The sequence below is a fragment of the Pseudomonas lijiangensis genome (assembly GCF_018968705.1).
Classification (GTDB): Bacteria; Pseudomonadota; Gammaproteobacteria; order Pseudomonadales; family Pseudomonadaceae; genus Aquipseudomonas; species Aquipseudomonas lijiangensis.
The window spans coordinates 2,779,165-2,799,933 of record NZ_CP076668.1 but is presented as its reverse complement, the minus strand read 5'-3'; the positions used below and the strand labels follow the sequence as shown (position 1 = coordinate 2,799,933).

The following is a 20,769-nucleotide window of genomic DNA, read 5'->3' as shown; positions in this document are numbered from 1 at the left end:
GCTCAGCGCGCCCGTTGCGCGAGGCCGAAGGTAAACATCAGCGCCAGGACCAGTACCGCGCCCTTGACGAAATCCTGGGTGTAATAAGGTGCATTGAGCATGGTCAGGCCGTTGAGCAGGGTTGCAACCAGCAGTGCGCCCACCAGCGTGCCAAACGCATTGGGTTTGCGTGCACCGAGCACGGCAAAACCGATCAGTGCTGCCCCCAGTGCATCAAGCACCAGACCATTGCCGGAACTGACATCGCCGCGCCCCAGCCGGGCAGCCAGCAACAGGCCACCCAGTGACGCCAGCAATGCCGACAGCACATAAGCCAGCAGTTTGTATTTTTCCACCGGAGCACCGGCCAGACGCGCCGCCCGCTCGTTGCCACCGATGGCGTAGAACACCCGGCCAAAGCGGGTCAGTTCAAGAAAGCCCCAGACCAGTAGCGCGACCACCAGCATGACCAGTACCGGTACCGGTACCGTGTCCCACAAGCGGGCACGACCAATCGCCAGAAAAGCCGCACTGAAACTGCCGGACGCTTCGTCGCCGTTGGGCAGAGTCATGCCTACCGCAATGGAACGGCCACCCGTGGGGATCAGTTGCAGGCCAATAATCAGAAACATGCTGCCCAGGGTCGCGAGAATATCCGGGATGCCCATGCGCACGATCAGAAATCCGTTGAGCAAACCCACAAGCGCCCCGCAGCCCAGACTGATGAAAATCGCAGGCAACGGTCCCCAGTCCAGAACCACCATCACATAGCTGGCGCACATCAGGCTCATGGCGGCCACCGCGCCGATTGACAGGTCGAGCCCGCCCACCGACATGCTCAGGGTCACTCCCAAGGCCAGCAGCGCCACGATGGAAACCGATTGCAAAATGATGAACAGATTACCGACCCGCAGAAACGCGGGTTCCAGTACCGCAAACAACACGACCACCAGCGCCAGGAGCAGCAAGAGCCCGTAATGGATGGTGAAGCGCAGCAATGACTCCCATGGCCTTGGCTTCAGGGCGTTTGAAGAAATCGACTCAGGCAAGCGTGGCTCCTTGGCGATGCAAAGGGTTGATAGAGGGTTGCGGCGCTACGCCCGCCATGTGCGCCACCAGTCGCTCCCGCTGCAGACCGGCACGGGGACAGTCGGCGACGACACTGGCGTTACGGATCACCAGAATCCGGTCGGCAATTTCCAGTGCTTCGTCGGGATCGGAGCAGATCACCAGCGTGGCGCGATGACCGGCACTGTCCCGAATCCGCGCACCAATCTCCCGGCGAGCGCGGATATCAACGCCTTGAAACGGCTCGTCGAGAATCAGCAGTCGACCATTGCCCAGCAACCAGCGGGCCAGCACCACTTTCTGTTGATTGCCGCCGGAAAGCGTCTCCATCGGCACATCAGGGCCTGAGCACTTGATGCCAAGGGCCTGAACCTGCGCCTGCACTGCCGCACGCTCTGCGCCAGCATCAATGAAGCCGCCACGGCTGAACCGCTGCAAAAAAGGCAGGGTCAGGGTCCGGCTCAGTGAAAAGCCCGGCACCAGCGAACCACGTACGCGATCCTCACTGGCCATGAACACCCCACCCGCAATGGCCTCCCGTGGCGACTTCGGTGCCCAGGGCCGAGCATCCAGTTCCATGACACCTGCAACAGCCTTGCGCAGGCCGTAGAAGAGTTCAGCGATCTCGCTTTTACCCGCGCCCAGCAAGCCGGTCATGGCGACCACTTCGCCTTCGTGCAGGTTGAAATCGAACGTCGCGCTGGATTCAGTGAGTCGGCAACCACGCACCCGCAGGACTTCACGGCCTTGTTCTGTCTGCTGATGAACTACCGGCGCCAGCTCACTGCCAAGCATGGCCTGCACGGCAGCGGCAAGATCCAGCGGAGCTGCGAACTCGCCTGCCAGGCGCCCGTCGCGCAACACGATTGCCCGGTCGGCAATGCGCTGAAGGTCTGAGAGACGATGAGAAATATAGAGAATGCAGACGCCACGCTCGCGCAGGACGTCGATCAACGCGAACAGACGCTCGGCCTCGGTCGCTGACAACGAAGCCGTGGGCTCATCCAGCACCAGCAATCGGGGTTTGAGGGCAAGCGCACGAGCCAGCACCACCAGTTGCCGTTCAGCCGTGCCGAGGCTTTCGATGGTGGAATCCAGCGGCAGATGCAAATCCAGACCAGCGGCAATCTGTGCCGCCCGCTCATGCAGACTTCGCCGCCTGCTCCAGATGGAACCTTGTGGCTGACACAGTTCATCCAGCACCAGATTCTCGGCCACGCTGAAACCCAGCACCACCGCCTCGTCAACCTGCTGGTGAACGGCAACGATGCCAGCGCGACGCGCCTCATGAGGTGAAGCAAAAGCACATACCCTGCCCCCGACCTGCAACTCGCCCGCATCATGGCCATGGCTGCCGGAGAGGATCTTTACCAGAGTGGACTTGCCAGCACCATTGGCTCCCAGCAAGGCCACGACCTCACCGGGATAAAGATCAAGATCGATCCCCTGCAAGACCCGGCTCGAACCAAACGACTTGCCCAGCCCACGGGTACTGACCAAGGGATCTTTCATGGAGAACTCGACACAGGAAACCAGAGAAAAGCAGACCGCGACGAATCACACTGCAATAAACGACGCCTCGGAAAAGACGCGATTACATATAGCGTAATGGACTTGATTGAAGTCGATAAATAACTAATTTGAATATGTTTAGAAGGGGTTTGGCGCACAAGCCACAAGCCACAAGCCTCAAGCTGCAAGTTAAAAGCTTGCAGCTTGAAGCTTACGGCTTGCAGCTTCTAGCTTACTCCCCCCAACCTTACCGCCAACGCACTCAGCGTAATGAGCAGGATGGGAAGCGTCAGCACGATGCCGACCTTCATGTAGTAGCCCCAACCGATCGTGATGTTCTTGCGGGCGAGTACGTGCAGCCAGAGCAGTGTGGCGAGGCTGCCTATGGGGGTGATCTTGGGTCCCAGGTCGCAGCCGATGATGTTGGCGTAGACCATGGCATCGCGGATGACGCCATCGACTCCGGTGGCATGAATGGATAGCGCCCCGATCAGGACGGTCGGCATGTTGTTCATGATCGACGACAGCAAGGCGCTCAAAAGCCCGGTGCCCAGAGAGGCGCCCCAGACGCCATACCCGGCGAACACGGTAAGAATCCCGGCGATGTAATCGGTCAGGCCGGCGTTCTTCAGGCCGTAGACCACCAGGTACATTCCCAGGGAAAACACCACCACCTGCCAAGGCGCGCCTTTGAGCACCTTGCGGGTTCCGATCCTGTGCCCCATCGCCGCGATGACATAGAGCACCAGGGCACAGAAAGCAGCGATAGCACTGACCGGTATGCCGAGAGGCTCGATCACGAAGCAGCCCACCAGCAACAATCCCAGAACCCACCAGCCTGCGATAAAGGTCGCACGATCGCGAATCGCCTCGGCAGGTCGCTGGAGATGCTGCACGTCGTAAGTGGCAGGCAGTTCCTTGCGGAAATACCACATCAGCATCCCCAGCGTGGCCGCGATACTGACGAAATTGACCGGCACCATGACCGAGGCATAGCGCTTGAAACCAATGTCGAAGTAGTCGGCTGAAACGATATTGACCAGATTCGAAACCACCAGTGGCAGGCTGGCTGTATCGGCAATGAATCCGGCAGCCATGACGAACGCCAGGGTTGCCGCCGGTGAGAACCGCAACGCCAGCAACATGGGAATCACGATGGGCGTCAGAATCAGCGCGGCCCCGTCATTGGCAAACAAGGCAGAAACCGCAGCGCCCAGCAGGATGATGAAGGCAAACAGCTTTTTGCTGCTCCCCCCGCCCCAACGCGACACGTGCAGCGCAGACCACTCGAAGAAACCGGCTTCATCCAGCAACAGGCTGATGATGATCAGGGCGATGAACGTACCGGTGGCATTCCACACGATATGCCAGACGGCAGGAATGTCATTCAGGCTGACTGCACCGGTCAACAGCGCCAGAACCGCACCGAAGGTTGCGCTCCAGCCGACGCCCAGCCCCTTGGGTTGCCAGATGACCAGAATGATGGTGACAACGAAAATCAGCAGCGCAATCAGCATGACTACAACTCGATGGCAGGACCGGATCAGTCACAAATGACTGGATTGAACGGTCAATGGTTCCTCTCGTTACAAGAGATTGCCGGTAGCGGCTGATGAGCCTTGGGAATGCAGCTCTCCTGTTGAAGCGAAATATCCAGAGAGCCGTCCCTCAGGCCACGCGCGTGCTGGCAAAATATCAAGATGCCAAATAGCCACACCCCACCCCTTGTATCACGCTCCATGCACTGAAAATCCTGCCCACAGAAGCATTTACATTCCCTGATCAAATACGGCTAAATGGCGGCCTTCCTGCTCCGGGCCCACCCATGGCTTCAATGAAACGCATCAGTCCCTGGATCGCCTGCCTGGCCATATTGCTCAATATGTTGGCCATGCCGATGAGCCGCGCCATGCAGACGCCGGATACTCATTTATTGTTGTGGGGCGGGTTTTGCTCGGGGAGCGGTTCGACCGCCTTGCCGCCCGGCTTCAAGAAACTGATCGATACCCTGCAACCCGCTTCCTCGAAAGCCGCCATGCAGCATGGCGACTGTTGCTGTGGCCATGCCGGACTGGCAGCCCTGCCATCCGATTACTACCGTCACTTCCTGCCTCGCTACACCCCTGACACGGCACTGGCCAACCCCGAGCAGCCAACGCTGCATCCCAGGGTCCGCTGGCCCAGTCTGACCCCGCGCGCTTCTCCCCTGGCCTGACCACGCCTTGCCCGCCGACTCTGGCGCGGCTTTTCCTGTCTGGCGCTGGAACGCCTTGAACGGCCATTCCACGTCCTCGAAATATCTTGGTCTCCAGGAAGTAAGTGCTATGCCTGTTTTTTCTACATTGCCACGTGCAATGCATGCCCCTGTGTCCCGTTCTCTCTGTCAGGCGCTGACCTGTGGGGTATTTGCCCTGACGCCGCTGTCCGCGGCACTGGCCGAAACCCAGATTGAAAACTCGACCCTGACCCTCGGTTCCGTCACCGTTCAGGGCAACAGCAGCGGCCCGCTCAGCACCAGCAGCGTGCTGAGTTCGGTGGATATTCTGGGTGGCGACATCCTTGAAAAGATGCCGGTCAATTACAGTTGGGAGCTGTTCAGTCGTGCTCCGGGCGTGATCCTTACCCAATTCAATCAGGGCACCACGTCCGGCAAGATTTCCTTCCGCGGTTTTAACGGTGAAGGCGAAATCAATGCGGTGAAACTGTTGATCGACGGCATTCCGAGCAACAGCAACGACGGCAACATGCCGTTCATGGACATGATTTTCCCCATGGAGCTGGACAGCATCGAGGTGGTGCGCGGCACCAGCGATGCCCGTTACGGCCTGAACAACATCGCGGGCAACGTCAACATGCTGACCCGCACCGGCGGCAATTACACCAAGGCGCGGATTCGCTACGGTAGCTTCAATACCCGGGAAACCCAGCTTTCCAAAGGTTTTGAGAACAGCAACTGGAGCCAGAACTACTTCTTTGCCTATCAAAAATCCGATGGTTATCGCGATCACTCCGAAGCCGACAAATTCTCCATGTCCGGCAAGTGGTTCTACACCCCGGACGACGAGAGTTATCGCATCGGCCTGATTGCCCGGCATTACGAAACCGAAGCCCAGGAGCCCGGCTACCTGAGCGAAGACAATGCCCGTCATCATCCAACCATGACCAACAGCTACAACGCCACGGACAAGGGCACCCGGCGCATGAATCAGGTCAGCCTGCATTTCGATACCGATCTGGCAGACACCCTTGCATGGTCGGCCAAAACCTATATCAACACCTTCGATGACCGACGCTGGACCCAGTACTGGAGAACGACGTCCCAGCAGGAGCGCGATGCCTACGAAACCCAGTACGGCGCCCTCACCTCTCTGACCTGGCGCCCGGAAGTCAGCTGGTTGTATGACTTTGCCGTGGAAGGTGGAGCAGACATGCAGCAGCAGGAAAACAAGAGCGAGCGTTATCGCACTCTCAACCGGGTTCGTCAGGCCCAGACCCGGGATCAGCAATTCGATTTCGACACCTACGGCGCTTACGTCCAGGCCGAGATCAAGCCTTTCGAATCGCTGAAGATCATCCCGGCTTACCGGGTCGACAAGATCCAGGGCGACTTCACCAACGAAATGACAGGCCTGGATTACGACATCAACGACTATGGCCTGATCAAGCAGCCCAAACTCAGCGTGGTGTATTCGCCCTGGGACGTGGCCAGCTTCTATGCCAACTGGGGGCGTACCTTTCAGGTCGGCACGGGGGCTGCGGCCTACAAGATTCCGCCACGGGATACCGATCTGGCACCGTCGATCAACGAAGGCTGGGAAACCGGGATCAAGTTCACCCCAACCGACTGGGTGGATGGCCGGGTTGCCTACTGGCAGCAGGAAGCCAGTGGCGAGGTCAGCCGCCGGCTCAACGACCCGAGTGGCGAATCGGATAACGTCGGGGAAACCCAGCGCTGGGGTTATGACCTGCAGGTGAACCTGCACCCGAACGAGCGCACGGAAATATGGATGGCGTACTCATGGCAATACTCGAAAATCCTTCAACCCAGCGCGACACTGCCCAATAGCAAGGGCCGGGAAATCGACCATATTCCCCATCACGTCTACAACGCCGGCATGACCTATCAGGCCACTCCCGCCCTGCAACTGACAGCCTGGATGAACGGCCAGACCAACTATTATCTGGAGCGGGAAAACACCCAGGGCACCTATGGCGGTTATGTGCTGATGAACCTGGGCGCGACCTGGAAGATCAGCGATTCGGTCAGTCTCGATATGCAGCTCAAGAACCTCACCAACCGCTACTACGAGTATGTCTGGTACGACCCGGACGGCGCCGTCGACTCCCTGCATTCGCCGGGTGATGGACGCGCACTCTATACCGGGGTCACGCTGGAGTTCTGATCCGCAATAAATGTCGAGGTGCTATCAACGGCACCTCGACATCAAAGCTGCTTTAATAGAAACCCCAATGATCTGACAGGAAGCATGCAGATGGATCGTCTCACCGCCAAAGACTTTGCCCCTGAACTGCTTGAGCTGTACGACTACTACGCCCATGGCAAGATCAACAGGCGCGAATTTCTCGACCGTGCTGCCCTGTTCACCTTGGGAGGCCTGACCGCCACGGCCCTGCTGGCCTCCCTGAGCCCGAACTACGCGCTGGCCGAACAAGTGGCGTTCACCGACCCGGATATCATTGCCGAATACGTCAACTACCCTTCACCCAAGGGGCATGGCCAGGTGCGTGGTTATCTGGTTCGTCCGGCGAAAGCCAGCGGCAAGCTGCCGGCGATTGTGGTTGCCCATGAAAACCGTGGGCTCAATCCCTATATCGAGGACGTCGCCCGACGCGCTGCAAAGGCAGGCTTCATCGCACTGGCGCCTGACGGCCTGTCCTCCGTGGGCGGTTATCCGGGCAACGATGACAAGGGCCGCGAACTTCAACAGAAAGTCGATCCTGAAAAGCTCATGAACGACTTCTTCGCGGCTATCGAATGGCTGATGAAGCATGACGCAACCACCGGAAAGGTCGGCATCACCGGCTTCTGTTACGGCGGTGGCGTCGCCAATGCTGCGGCCGTGGCTTATCCGGAGCTGGGTGCCGCGGTTTCATTCTATGGACGTCAGCCCAAGTCCGAAGACGTGGTGCGGATCAAGGCGCCGATCATGATTCATTACGGCGAGCTGGATACGCGCATCAACGAAGGCTGGCCCGCTTATGAAGCGGCGTTGAAAGCGGCCGGCACGCATTACGAAACCTATATCTACCCCGGTGCCAACCACGGTTTCCATAACGACTCCACGCCACGATACGACGAGGCGGCGGCGAATCTGGCATGGGACAGGACCGTGGACTGGTTCAGGCGGTATCTGGTTTGACCCCATTCGCGAATCAGGAGACATACCTGTCACTTGTGGGAGGGGCCTTGGCCGCGACGACTTACTTATAGGCAATACATTTTCAGCGCCTGAAAAGCTGGCTGTCGCGGCCAAGGCCCCTCCCACGGATTGCGCCACTGCCACCGTGCCGTCTTCGCGGACAAGTCCGCTCCCACACAGTCTGCACAGTTTTAGATATGAGCCAGCAATACCTGTAACGGATGCCGCACCACCTGCCCATCCTGGCGCTTGACCTGACTGCGGCAGGAATAGCCATCGGCAACCAGTCGCCCTTCCCCGTTATGACGAGCCACCAACGGTTGCCAGGACTGGCTGTAGATAGTGTCGGAGTGCTTGGCATTGCGGGTTTCGTGGCCGTAGGTGCCTGACATGCCGCAGCAACCGCTGGCCAGCACTTCAAGCTTGAGGCCTGCGCGGGCAAACACCTTCTGCCACAGGCCGACGCTGCCCGGTTCGTTGGTTTTCTCGGTGCAATGCGGCAGGAAGTAATAAGTTTCCCGCGGCTGGACTTGCTCGGGCTCTGCCATCTGCGCAGCCAGCCACTCCTGAGGCAGCAGCACCACAGGCACATTCTCGCTGCCCAGGGTCTTGCTGTATTCCTGCCGGTAAACCAGGGTCATGGCCGGGTCAAGGCCCACCAACGGGATGCCGTAAGCCTCAAGCTTGCGCAGCGACTGGCTGTTGAAGCTGGCCGCCTTTTCAAAGGCAGCCAGGAAGCCTTGCACTTGCAGCGGCTTGCCGTTGGGCGCGAAAGGCGCCAGGTAAACCTGATAGCCCAGACGCGAAATCAGCTCCAGCCAGTCAGCAGCCAGATGCGTTTCGAAGTAGCGGGTGAAGGCATCCTGAACGAGGATCACCGTACGCTTGCGTTCCTGTTCAGACAGAGCAGCCAGACGCTCTGGCGTGGCGATGCCGACATTCCAGCGGGCGCAGGCGGCGCGGAAATCCATCAGGCTCAGCAAGGGACTGTCCACCATGCCCGCCACATGCTCAAGCAGATAGCGAACGGGCCTGGCACCCATCATGGCGTTGTAGAGTTTCGGGAAGCGAGCCAGATACGGGATGCTGAACTCCAGCGAGCCGATCAGGTAGTCCTTCAGCGGGCGCAGGTAACGGCTGTGGTACAGCTCCAGGAAACGCGAACGGAATTCCGGCACATTGACCTTTACCGGGCACTGCCCAGCACAGGATTTACAGGCCAGGCAACCGGCCATGGCGTCATAGACTTCGTGGGAAAAGTCTTTCTGGCCCCTGAGACGGCCCAGGGTATTGGCCGTTTTACTCACCAGACTCCTGATGACATTGGCCGAGCGGGCACGGGCGCTGGCGGTCAGTACATCCACATTCTGCTCGCCCTGCAGGCGCAGCCACTCGCGAACCAGAGAAGCCCTGCCCTTGGGCGAGTGAATGCGGTTGCGGGTGGCCTTCCAGGACGGGCACATGGCGTCGTCGGCATCATAGTTGTAGCAGGCGCCGTTGCCGTTACAGTGCACCGCGCTTTCGTAGCTCTGCCAGACGCGCTCGTCGATACGACGGTCCAGATCGCCTCTCAACTGCACTTCGTCCACCAGCGTCAGTCTGGCAGCAGGTACGGTTGCGGGAGTCGCGATCTTGCCGGGGTTGAGCTGGTTGAACGGGTCGAAAGCAGCCTTGAGCGCCTGCAATGAAGGGTAAAGCTCGCCGAAGTACTCCGGCACATATTGCGAACGCAAGCCCTTGCCATGCTCGCCCCAGAGCAGGCCACCGTAGCGCTTGGTCAAGGCCGCAACCGCATCGGAAATCGGACGCACCAGCGCGGCCTGGGCCGGATCTTTCATGTCCAGGATCGGCCGTACGTGCAGCACGCCAGCATCCACATGGCCAAACATCCCGTATTGCAGGTTGTAGCTGTCCAGCAGCGCCCGGAATTCCTGAATGTAATCGGCAAGGTTTTCAGGCGGTACGGCGGTGTCCTCGACAAAAGGCTGAGGCCTGGCCTCGCCCTTGACGTTACCCAGCAAGCCTACCGAACGCTTGCGCATGGCATAGACGCGGTTGACCGCCGCGCTGCCCACCGCCAGCGTGTGGCCCAGTCGGACCACCGAGGTGTCGCTCTGCAAGTGCTCCACGAAGGCATGAACCCGCTGCTCCACTTCGCCCGCGTCGTCACCGCAGAACTCGATCAGGTTGATCCCCAGAGTCGGGGTATCGGGATCCTGAGGAAAATATTCGGCCACGCCATGCCAGACGATGTCCTGCATGGCGAGCATCAGGACCTTGGAGTCCACGGTTTCGATGGACAGCGGCTTGAGCGCCATGAGTGCCTTGGCGTCGCGCAAGGCATCCATGAAACCGGCATAACGGACGTTGACCAGAATCGAGTGCTTGGGAATGGGCAGCACATTGAGCTTGGCTTCGACGATAAAGCCCAACGAGCCTTCCGAACCACACAGCACGCTATTGAGATTGAAGCGGCCATCGGTCTCGCGCAGATGGGCAAGGTCGTAACCGGTCAGGCAGCGATTGAGCGGCGGAAAGATATCCTTGATCAGTTGCGCCTGAGTATCGGCAATCTCACGGGCACAACGATAAGCATCCCCAGCACGGTCGGTTCGGGCCTGTTCCGCGTCCAGTTGTTCGGTGCCCATGGCCAGGCTGTCTATACGCGAGCCGCCGAGCAGTACCGTCGACAACTCCAGTACGTGGTCACGGGTCTTGCCGTAGGTGCAGCTACCCTGGCCGCTGGCATCGGTATTGATCATGCCGCCGACCGTTGCACGGTTGGAGGTGGATAGCTCAGGGGCGAAGAACAGGCCGTGGGGCTTGAGTGCCGCGTTGAGCTGGTCCTTGACCACGCCGGTCTGCACCCGCACCCAGCGCTCTTCGACGTTGATTTCCAGAATGCGGTTCATGTGCCGCGACAGGTCGACCACCACGCCATCCGTCAGGGATTGGCCATTGGTTCCGGTACCGCCGCCCCGTGGCGTCAGTACCACCTGCTTGTGCTCGGCACACCCGGCCAGTCGCGCAAGGATTTCGACATCGGCGCTGTCACGAGGAAACACCGCCGCCTGAGGCATGCGCTGGTAGATCGAGTTATCGGTGGCCAGAACGGTTCGCGAGCCATGATCCCTGGCGATTTCGCCTCCAAACCCCTCTTGCGCCAGTGCATTGAGGAATCGATCGTAGTGATCGACCTGTTCGAGGGTCGGATTCAAGAGGGCAATCATGGTGGCTTCCTGACAGGCTAGGCTTTTTATATGCAAACTTTTATGGGCAAAGCACGTATGCTTCAGAGCGCTCTGAAACAGTGCTTCAGCAACGGTTGACGCTGATTTTCAGGCTTCAGGGCCATGAGCGCAAATGTAAAACCTGCCGTTTTTCCATGAGTTTTATGAATGAACCCGAGAAGACTCACGCCGTCGATGTCGTTGCTCATCGCTTTTGAAGCAGCGGCGCGCCATGTCAGCTTCACCAAGGCTGCCGATGAACTGGCCCTGACCCAGAGCGCTGTCAGCCGTCAGGTGCAGGCGCTTGAAGCACAACTGGAGGTGGAACTGTTCAAGCGTGATGGTCGACGTATCGAACTGACCACGGCCGGTGCGCTGTATCAGCATGAGCTGGCTGCCGCCCTTGGCCGGATTCGCAGTGCAACGTTGCAGACTATCGCCCACAAATCCGAAGGCGGAACCCTGCACCTCGCCGTGCTGCCAACCTTCGGCTCAAAGTGGCTGTTGCCGCGCATGCATGACTTTTATGCCCGGCATCCGGGCCATGTGGTGCATGTTCACTCGCGGATCGTGCATGCCGACCTGATGCCTGCTGCCAGCGACATGAACGCGATCATCTGTGCAGGCACAGGCAACTGGCCGGGTTATATCGCCCACCCGTTGATCGAGGAAAAGCTGGTGCTCATCGCCAGCCCTTCGGCACTGCCAGACCACAAGTCGCTGACGCCGGGCCAGATAGCCCAGCAATCACTGCTGAGCGTTGTTTCGCGCCCCAATACATGGTCCGACTGGTTCGACAAGAATCGGCTCGACCACCACATCATGCGCCCCGGCCCGAGTTTCGAGCTGACCGCGCACCTGATCCAGGCCGTGGCAGCGGGTATTGGTGTGGCGCTGGTGCCGCGCATTCTGGTGCAGGACGAAATCAGCAGCGGTGAGCTGGTGACACTGTTCGAGCCCATGGACAGCGGCCGCAATTACTATCTGGTGTATGCCACACGCTTCCAGAACCTGCCGTCGCTCTGCGTGTTCAGGGACTGGCTGCTGTCGACACCCTTTCCCGATGGTTTGTAATACGGAGCGCCCGTGCGTATAGAACCTCTTCCGCCACTACAGAACCTGATCGCCTTTGAAGCCACGGTTCGACATGGCAGTTTCACCCGGGCTGCCGCCGAACTGCACCTGACCCAGAGCGCAATCAGCCGGCAGGTCGCGCAACTGGAGGAGTTTCTGGGCCGGGCGCTGTTTCGCCGCGAACACAAGCGCATTCACCTGACGATCGCGGGCCAGATCTATGCCGAAGAAATTCACCGGATACTGACTCAGTGCGCCGAAGCCACGGCTCAGGTGATCACCCACAGCGGCGAACAGCAATTGACGCTGGCCTGCTCCAGCGGCGTGGCAGCGCTGTGGCTGGGTCCGTTACTGGGTCGCTACAAGGATGAATTCCCGGCAGTGGACATACGCCTGCGGGTGGTCGACGGGCTGGACTCTCTGATCCGGGCCGAGTTCGACCTGGCGCTGTACTTCCTGCGCGAGCAGTCACCGCCCGGGCTGGATAGCCGCCTGCTGTTTGCCGAATCGGTGAATGCCTACTGCTCACCGGATTATCTGGGCGGACAGACACTGGAACCGGTGCAACTGCTCGACCATTGCCTGCTGATGCTCGAAGACGGCCAGCGCCAGTGGCTGTCATGGAACGACTGGTTCGGTCGCCAGGGCGTGGACGCTTCGCTGATTCACCAGCGCATGACCGTGAACCTCTACCCGGTGCTCGTGGATCTGGCCATCGCCGGGCACGGCATTGTGCTGGGCTGGCGCCCGATGATCGATCGCCATGTGCAATCCGGCGCTCTGGTCCCTGCATGCAACGCAGATATTGGTGCTATCGGCGGCTACTACCTGCTCACCCCCAGCGGCAAGATGCCAAGACGTGCCGCCCGAGCCTTCGAGAAATGGCTGAGCAATGAGATTGCCAGCTGACTTGCATGCACCACACGCATGCAAACCTGCGTAATGATCGCTTTCTCAAATTCAGGCCGCAGCCTAATCTCGAACGCAACCGGGCATCAGATCCGAATAATGTTTCAACTTTTCAACTCTGCCCCCCTATAAATGCAGGGTTGTTTCCTGCATGTCTTGCATGCAGGAGTCAAAAAAGTGAGCACAGAACAAACATCTCCATCACGCACCCACAACCAGCAGGCACGTCGCGCCGTGACCGCCACGGTCATCGGCAATGGCCTGGAATGGTTCGACTTCACGGTCTACAGCTTCTTTTCCGTCATCATCGCCAAAGTATTCTTCCCGACCGGCAATGAACTGAGTTCCTACCTCCTGGCCCTGGCCACCTTTGGCGTCGGCTTTTTCATGCGCCCGGTGGGCGGCATCGTGCTGGGTATCTATGGGGATAAACACGGACGCAAGGCAGCACTCTCGCTGACCATCCTGCTCATGGCCCTTGGTACGCTGATCATCGCCATCACCCCCAGCTATGCGCAGATAGGCCTGATGGCTCCAGTGCTGATCGTGCTGGCGCGCCTGCTGCAAGGTTTCTCGGCGGGCGGCGAGATGGGCAGCGCCACGGCATTCCTGACCGAACACGCCCCCGAAGGCAAGAAAGCCTTCTACTCCAGCTGGATTCAAGCCAGCATTGGCGTGGCCGTATTGCTCGGCTCCGCACTGGGTGCTGTCCTGTCGAGCTACCTGACTCAGGAACAACTGGAAAGCTGGGGCTGGCGCGTGCCATTTCTGATCGGCACCCTGATCGGCCCGGTAGGCTTCTATATTCGCAGCCGCGTCGATGAAACGCCGGTCTACAAGGCCAGCAAGACCGTCGAATCGCCCTTGCGTGAAGTGTTGCGTACCTATCCGCGCCAGACCCTGATCAGCTTCTCGCTGGTCGTACTCTGGACCGTCTGTACCTACGCCGTCCTGTTTTACATTCCTTCTTATGCTCAGCGGGTCCTCGGTCTGCCTTCATGGATGGGATTCAGTGCCGGCATGATGGGTGGCGCCGTGCTGATCGTGGCCACGCCTATCGTCGGTGCCCTGGCTGACCGCTATGGTCGTCGGCCCTGGCTCCTGGGCTCGGCCCTGGCCATTTTCTTCAGCGCCTACCCGATGTTTCTCTTCATCAACCAGATGCCGGGGCTGTTTTCGCTGCTGGTCTTTGAACTGGTGCTCGGCCTGCTGATTTCGGGCTACATCGGCTCGATCCTCGCCGCCTTCGGTGAACTGCTGCCGACCCACGTGCTCTCGACCGGATTGTCGGTGGCCTACAACTTCGCGGTCACGATCTTCGGCGGCTTCGCCACCTTCACCATTACCTGGTTGATCGCCTCTACGGGCAGCAACGTGGCCCCGGCCTTCTACATCATGTTTGCAGCAATCATCAGCGGCGTGGGCGCGATGCTCTATCGCGACAGAGAACCCGTGTCACGCCTTCCTCTGACTGGAGCCTATCAATGAATACCCCTGACTCTTCCACGCTGATCCTGCGCAACGGGCGCTTGCTCGACCTGCAACAGGGTCAATTGATCGACGGCCAGGAAGTCGTGATCGAGGGTGAGCGCATTGTCGCCGTACGCCCTGCTGGCGAACCCGCCGAAGCCGGGGCCAGAATTATCGACCTGGGCGGCAAGACCCTGATGCCCGGCCTGATCGACTGCCATGTTCACGTTCTGGCCTCCAGTGCCAACCTGGGTTTCAATGCCCTGCAACCCAACGCCATCATCATGTACCGCGCCCTGCCGATTCTGGCAGCCATGCTGCAGCGCGGTTTCACCACAGTGCGCGATGCTGGCGGCGCCGACTGGGCACTGGCTCGGTCCATCCAGATGGGGCTGATTCCCGGGCCGAAGATCTTTGCTTCGGGCAAGGCCTTGTCGCAGACAGGCGGCCACGGCGACATGCGCGCCCGCGGCGACCTTTTGACGAGTGAGCCCTGCTCCTGCTGCTTCCGCGCCGGGGCCATCGCCCGGGTAGTGGACGGTGTCGACAATGTGCGTCTGGCGGTTCGTGAAGAGCTGCAACAAGGCGCGAACCAGATAAAAATCATGGCTTCAGGTGGTGTTTCTTCACCCACCGACCCGATTGCCAATACCCAATACAGCGAAGCCGAAATCCGCGCCATCGTCGACGAAGCCGCAGCCGCCAACACCTACGTAATGGCTCACGCCTACACAGCTCGGGCCATTCGCCGCGCCATCGAATGCGGCGTGCGCACCATCGAGCACGGTAATCTGGTGGATGCCGACACCGCTCGCCTGATGGCTGAAAAAGGCGCGTTTGCAGTACCGACTCAAGTCACCTATGAAATGCTCGCCCAGTACGGCGAACGTTTCGGACTCCCAGCCGACTCGGTGGCCAAGATCGAAGACGTGCGTCAGGCCGGACGCAATGCCCTGCTGCTGTTCGCCGAAGCGGGCGTGCCCATGGGCTACGGCTCGGACCTGCTCGGTGAAATGCATGAGTATCAGAGCCACGAACTGAAGATCCGTGCCGAACTGCTGGGCAATCTTGCAGCCCTGCGCAGCGCCACCAGCGTGGCAGCGCAGATCCTTCAGCGTGAGGGTGAGCTGGGCTGCATCGCCGAAGGCGCACAGGCCGACCTGCTGGTGGTGGACGGCGATCCGCTCACGGACATTGACTGCCTTGTAGGCCAGGGCGAACACCTGGCGATGATTTTCCAGAATGGTCATATCCGGAAAAATACGCTGGAGCAGTGACAGGCCTACAAAGCCTAGTGCGAGTTTTGGTCCCAGAGCCAGTTCCAGATGCCCGGCAGCCGCACGGGCTCATCACTGCTCTTGACCGTACGAGCCAGCGCTGCACGCTTGAGCTGGGCGCTGTCGTCGTAGAAAGGCTTTTGATCCAGGGTCACGCCGGTTTCACGGGCGCTGTCGATCAGGATCTGCAGGTATTCCCGAGCATGGCGGGCGGTGTAGCGATTCAGATCATGAAACGTGACCACCACCGGTATGACGCCCTCGACCGACGGCAGCTCGCCTGCGGCGATGCGCTCGCGCACTTCCGATAGCTGCCGGACCATATTGGAGCGGCGGCGCAGGCTGAAGTTGTAACCCCATATCTTGCCGTCATTGGCACTCAGGTCGGTCAGCAGTACATGCAGGCCATGCTGCTGGTAGGCCGCGAAGGTGCGCTTGTCATAGTTCCAGAATGGCGGACGCAGCAGAACCGTCGGCGTGCCCGTGATGCCGGCGATGATCGCACTGCCTTGCGTCAGGGATTGCTCAAGATCTTCAGGGTTCAGCGAGCGGTGATTGGTGTGATGGGGTGTGCTGGTATGAAAACCCAGCACATGCCCTTCTGCATGCTGTCGCTGCATGATCGCTCGACCCTGCTCACTGCCGCCTGCACCACTTGCACCGGTCTGGACGAAGAACACGGCCTTGATATCCGGCTGCACGGGGTTAGTGGCCAGGCTGTCCAGCACCGTGAGCGTCGGATTGTAGAAGCTTGATGCGCTGGGCCCGTCGTCGAATGTCAGCAGAAACCGAACCGGTGGCTGCTGATGCAGGCGCTCGACCGTCTGTGGCGTCAGGGGAATGGGATTGGCGATGCAGCCCGAAAGGCCGAGCGCGACAACCAGCACCGCCAGGGTACGAAAAACAGGGCACATGAGTAGGTTCTAATCCGGATAGCCAGCAGTAATGCCCTTTTCGGGTCCGGCCATTCCTCCGTGATCGGCTCATGCGCGGGCATTCGCGCCCTGCGCGCCCCTGTACTGCGCTGAGGTAAACACAGGGGCTCACACATTATCCGGGCTCGGACAGTAAAGCCATGGGCAAAGGATAAAGTTGATGGCCGGTTGCTACTTTTCCCATTCTGCCGGTGAAATCTTCAGCCCGTGCAAACCGTCATAGCTGGCCCGCCGAGGCGACATCCAGCCTTCCAGCAGCGAGTCATCAAGACTGTAGATTTCCACGCCCAAGGGACGGCAGACAGACAGCGGATCCTGAGCGTCCGGCCCCCACATGGGCAATGACAGGTCACCGCCGGGGCACGTGGACAAGGCGCACAGCAAGTCGATTTCCGCGAAGAATTCCAGGTAATCGCCCTGACGGGCCGGGCAGGCTTTCATGAAATACATGTCGTCATGATTGAGCCCCGTGCACTGGAAGATATTCAGCACGTCATGGACATCGAATTCGGTCAGGCCGTGGGGCAACACTGCGCGGGTCAGGTTGGAGTGGCAGTGGTGGTGAAAGTCTTCGCCGGTCAGCATCTTGTTGACGTAAGGGTCGCAGCGGGTGCCAAGCAGATCATGCAGCCGACCGCCGTGCTCGTCGATGCCGTAACTGGCCAGGCTGTCGTCGGTAATGGTTACCATGGGGCGCAGAAACGGCAGGTTCGACCAGAGTCTGTCATGAGTGCTCACATGAGCGCCCTGCAACTGGCGGGTTCTGGCAGCCCACAGACGCTCGCGAGGATCGTCGGCATTCCAGACATTGAAATCGCCGACCTGCGGGCCGACCGGAGTGGTGACACGAAATACCTGCCCCGCCTTGACCTTCCAGGCCCGCCCGGTACGAATCGGCACCTCGAATGTCTCGATCAGCGTGCGCTGTCCGGTACTGGCGCGTATACGCTCGTAAAACGCCTTGTCTACCTGCAGCGCAGCACCTTTGCTGACCTGATAAGCGGCGGGGTAATCCTTGTACATGCGCTGTTCCTCGACCATGGGCAATGGCCACAGATAACAGACTTCCCCGGCAGATCGTCAAGCAGGCATGACGTGGGCAGACATGTATGGACGGTTTCGATCAGGTCGGACAGGAAATCGTGCCGTTATCGAGGCCCTGCTTGTGGTTCTCGTAATCCAGCGTGGCCTTGCCGTTGACCCATTTCAGGGTAATCACCAGCACCGAGTCGAAGTCGTCGCCTGTCCAGTCATCCACCAGCTTCACTTTCTGGCCCGAGGCTTCCTGGGCCACCTTGTTGATCAGCTCAGGCAGATAACCATGAGACCACGCCGTGTAGATGGTCGCGTTGTGATACTTGTCGTGCATCAACTCATCGGCCAGGGCGCCGGTGTCATTGGCACCAAAGTCGATATTGACCGGCAGGCCCAGCTTGATGGCGCTGGGTCCGACTGTCATCAAGGGTCGCAGGTAGCTGTAGGACTGATCACCCTCACCCTCTTCCACATGACGACTCGGGTTGGCGGCAAAGATGAAGTCGGCCTTGCCATAAGTCCTTGGCAACAGCTCGGATAAATCGATGGCCCGATTCAGGCCCTGGCAATTCAACTGTCCGAGGCCCATGGAAGGCTTCTCTGCATGGCGCAGGAATACCAGGGTTTGAGTACCGTTTTTCGGCTCGGCATGCACTCCGCGACCGATGGAGAGCCAGAAGGCAGCGCAGAAAACCAGCAAGGCAGGGAAAAGAAACCAGGCGTAACGGCGATAGACCCGGCTTATTGAGGAGAGTTTTGACATATTCATCGTATGGAGTCCGGCACGTGTTTATGTAAATTCAGCGTGTCGCTGATGCGAATATGCCAGCCATGAGCGGGTTCGCAGCCCCCGGGAAATCCTTTGTGGATCAGTCGAATACGTACCCTTGATCACGCTTAAAGACTAATACCGTTATGTTTCGATATGAAGAATTCGGATGGTAGGAGTCCAAAAAAGCCTTCTTGTTGCATTCGGCAGGCAAAAACAGACAAAACGCGAGAGAAAAGATCGCCAATAAAGGCTCATCGACGAGCTTTATAAGCTCATTAAGCGGGGGATCAGGAGGGGTTGTTGCGAGAAACCAGCGAATATTGGCAAAAACATTGCGAATGAGATTTTGTTTCAAAAATTGGCATGAGTGGGAGGCGACTTACAGCTTACAGCTTGCAACTTGCCGCTTGCCGCCTCCCATTCACTTTCAGATCACGAATCGACCCACCATCGTATTCAGTCCCACAGCCAGTCGTGACAGCTCGTGGCTGGCAGCGCTGGTCTGATTGGCACCTGCAGCCGACTGATTAGCCAGGTCACGGATATTCACCAGGTTGCGGTCAACTTCCCGGGAAACCTGAGCCTGTTCCTCGGAAGCACTGGCAATCACCAGGTTGCGCTCGTTGATCTGCGAGATGGCATCGGTGATCCGCTCCAGCGCATCGCCCGCGGCCTGAGCCAGATCCAGCGTGACTCGGGTACGGCCGGTATTGAGGGTCATGGACTCAACAGCCTGCCCCGTTCCGCTCTGGATGCCTGCCACCATCTGCTCGATTTCCCGGGTCGACTGGGCGGTACGATGCGCCAGCGCCCGCACTTCGTCTGCCACGACCGCGAACCCTCTGCCCGCCTCGCCTGCACGTGCAGCCTCGATGGCAGCGTTGAGTGCCAGCAGGTTGGTCTGCTCGGCGATGCCACGGATCACATCCAGCACTTTGCCGATTTCGCGCCCCTGAGTGGCCAACCCTTCGACCAGACTGGAAGCGCTCTGCACATCCTGGGTCATGACCTGGATTGCCCTGACCGTTTCCACCACCTTGTCCCGCCCCTGACGCGCCGTTTCGTTGGATTGCTGCGAGGCCTGCGAGGTGGATACCGCGTTGCGGGCTACTTCTTCCACAGCAGCGGTCATCTGGTTGACGGCAGTGGCGGCCTGCTCAAGCTCGTCATTCTGCCGTTGCAGCCCGCGGGAAGACTCTTCAGTCACGGCACTCAGCTCTTCGGCAGCCGACGCCAACTGGGTCGCAGAACCGGAAATCTGCTCGATGGTCTTGCGCAGGTTCTGCTGCATCACTACCAATGCTTCCAGCAGGCGTGCAGGTTCGTCATTGCCGTCTACTTCGATATGCCGGGTCAGGTTCCCGTCGGAGATTTCCTGTGCAGCACGTACTGCTCTGGACAATGGCATGACAATACTGCGCGTCAATAACCACGCCAGAAGAACCGTCAAGGCCGCCGCCAGCACCGAAACCAGAATGATTGCGGTATTGGCATTATCAAAGTGCATGCTTGAAAGCTCGGAAGCTTCCGCGGCAGACTTTTTATTGATCGTAATCAATTGATCAAGTAGCGAAGAAATCAAATCCGTACTGGCTTTCACTTTCGTGTTTACCAGTATCTTCAACGCTTCAAGATCATTACTGCGCGACAGCGTTATTGCGGCTTGTTGTATATCCAGGTATTCGGCCAGCGCCGCCTGGAATTTTCTATAGACCTCTTTTTCATCATCCTCCGACGGCAAGGCTGCATAGTTGGCCTCGGCTTTCTTGAGTTTTTGAGTCAACAGTTGGGCACGAGTTTCGGTTTCCTGTATCTGCTCGGGCTCCCGGTTGATCAGGTACCTGAACGACATGATGCGTAACAGCAACAGGTTCTCGTCTACTTCCCCCAGATAGCCGATGCTGGGCAGCATGTTGGTTTCCAGATCCGTGGTGGCCTGGCGAATGATCGACATGCGGTTGAGTGCGAAAATGCCCAGCCCTATTACCAGAACGGCAATAAAGGCAAAGCCCAGAAAAGCACGAGGCGCAATATTGATGCTTCGTAGTGACATGGAATCATTCTCTTGGGAGATACAACCCGATGCGATCCGTGCATAACGAAACGAGAGAGTCAGAACCCTCGCCA

At 59.1% G+C, this 20,769-nt stretch carries 15 protein-coding genes; 7 read left to right on the top strand and 8 right to left on the bottom strand.

From position 1 onward, the window contains the following. Positions 1 to 2: 2 nt before the first annotated feature. From KQP88_RS12090 to KQP88_RS12080, 3 genes are all read right to left on the bottom strand, one after another. Complete coding sequence (locus KQP88_RS12090) at positions 3 to 1,028, bottom strand: ABC transporter permease (protein WP_216705820.1); 1,026 nt, start codon at positions 1,026 to 1,028, stop codon at positions 3 to 5. Then, positions 1,021 to 2,559, bottom strand: a complete 1,539-nt coding sequence (locus KQP88_RS12085) for a sugar ABC transporter ATP-binding protein (protein WP_216705819.1) — start codon at positions 2,557 to 2,559, stop codon at positions 1,021 to 1,023. Before KQP88_RS12085 ends, KQP88_RS12090 begins: the two co-directional genes overlap by 8 nt. Before the next feature lie 227 nt (positions 2,560 to 2,786). Next, complete coding sequence (locus KQP88_RS12080; protein WP_216705818.1) at positions 2,787 to 4,076, bottom strand: arsenic transporter; 1,290 nt, start codon at positions 4,074 to 4,076, stop codon at positions 2,787 to 2,789. A gap of 308 nt (positions 4,077 to 4,384) precedes the next feature. Here KQP88_RS12080 and KQP88_RS12075 point away from each other — a divergent pair, with 308 nt between their 5' ends. The 3 genes from KQP88_RS12075 to yghX all read left to right on the top strand — a co-directional run bounded on the left by KQP88_RS12075 (position 4,385) and on the right by yghX (position 7,940). Next, a complete protein-coding gene (locus KQP88_RS12075; RefSeq protein ID WP_216705817.1) occupies positions 4,385 to 4,774 on the top strand; it encodes a DUF2946 domain-containing protein in 390 nt (129 codons plus the stop codon). 139 nt (positions 4,775 to 4,913) lie between these two features. Beyond that, complete coding sequence (locus KQP88_RS12070; protein ID WP_253950604.1) at positions 4,914 to 6,962, top strand: TonB-dependent receptor; 2,049 nt, start codon at positions 4,914 to 4,916, stop codon at positions 6,960 to 6,962. A 90-nt stretch (positions 6,963 to 7,052) separates the two neighbouring features. Continuing rightward, complete coding sequence (gene yghX / locus KQP88_RS12065; protein WP_216705815.1) at positions 7,053 to 7,940, top strand: YghX family hydrolase; 888 nt, start codon at positions 7,053 to 7,055, stop codon at positions 7,938 to 7,940. 191 nt (positions 7,941 to 8,131) lie between these two features. Here yghX and ydiJ read toward each other — a convergent pair whose 3' ends face one another. Further along, complete coding sequence (gene ydiJ, locus KQP88_RS12060) at positions 8,132 to 11,170, bottom strand: D-2-hydroxyglutarate dehydrogenase YdiJ (RefSeq protein WP_216705814.1); 3,039 nt, start codon at positions 11,168 to 11,170, stop codon at positions 8,132 to 8,134. 168 nt (positions 11,171 to 11,338) lie between these two features. Here ydiJ and KQP88_RS12055 point away from each other — a divergent pair, with 168 nt between their 5' ends. The 4 genes from KQP88_RS12055 (at position 11,339) to KQP88_RS12040 (ending at position 15,900) form a co-directional block, all read left to right on the top strand. Next, positions 11,339 to 12,244: a LysR substrate-binding domain-containing protein gene (locus KQP88_RS12055; protein ID WP_216705813.1), complete on the top strand. Its 906-nt coding sequence runs from the start codon at positions 11,339 to 11,341 to the stop codon at positions 12,242 to 12,244. Positions 12,245 to 12,256: 12 nt separating this feature from the next. After that, positions 12,257 to 13,153, top strand: coding sequence for a LysR substrate-binding domain-containing protein (locus KQP88_RS12050; RefSeq protein WP_216705812.1), 897 nt, complete (start codon positions 12,257 to 12,259; stop codon positions 13,151 to 13,153). A gap of 177 nt (positions 13,154 to 13,330) precedes the next feature. Beyond that, positions 13,331 to 14,641 carry an MFS transporter gene (locus tag KQP88_RS12045; protein ID WP_200992292.1) on the top strand — a complete coding sequence of 437 codons (1,311 nt, stop codon included), beginning with the start codon at positions 13,331 to 13,333 and terminating at the stop codon, positions 14,639 to 14,641. After that, complete coding sequence (locus KQP88_RS12040) at positions 14,638 to 15,900, top strand: metal-dependent hydrolase family protein (protein WP_216705811.1); 1,263 nt, start codon at positions 14,638 to 14,640, stop codon at positions 15,898 to 15,900. The genes KQP88_RS12045 and KQP88_RS12040 overlap by 4 nt, the downstream gene beginning before the upstream one ends. Positions 15,901 to 15,914: 14 nt before the next feature. On the opposite strand, the gene KQP88_RS12035 is transcribed toward KQP88_RS12040, so the two are convergent. The 4 genes from KQP88_RS12035 to KQP88_RS12020 form a co-directional block, all read right to left on the bottom strand. Continuing rightward, positions 15,915 to 16,814 carry a polysaccharide deacetylase family protein gene (locus tag KQP88_RS12035; protein WP_216705810.1) on the bottom strand — a complete coding sequence of 300 codons (900 nt, stop codon included), beginning with the start codon at positions 16,812 to 16,814 and terminating at the stop codon, positions 15,915 to 15,917. A gap of 192 nt (positions 16,815 to 17,006) precedes the next feature. Beyond that, a complete protein-coding gene (locus tag KQP88_RS12030; protein ID WP_216705941.1) occupies positions 17,007 to 17,858 on the bottom strand; it encodes an urea carboxylase-associated family protein in 852 nt (283 codons plus the stop codon). 100 nt (positions 17,859 to 17,958) lie between these two features. After that, entirely contained in the window at positions 17,959 to 18,639 is a 681-nt protein-coding gene (locus KQP88_RS12025; protein ID WP_200992296.1) for a hypothetical protein, read from the bottom strand. 430 nt (positions 18,640 to 19,069) lie between these two features. After that, positions 19,070 to 20,695 carry a methyl-accepting chemotaxis protein gene (locus KQP88_RS12020; protein ID WP_200992297.1) on the bottom strand — a complete coding sequence of 542 codons (1,626 nt, stop codon included), beginning with the start codon at positions 20,693 to 20,695 and terminating at the stop codon, positions 19,070 to 19,072. Positions 20,696 to 20,769: the final 74 nt, after the last annotated feature.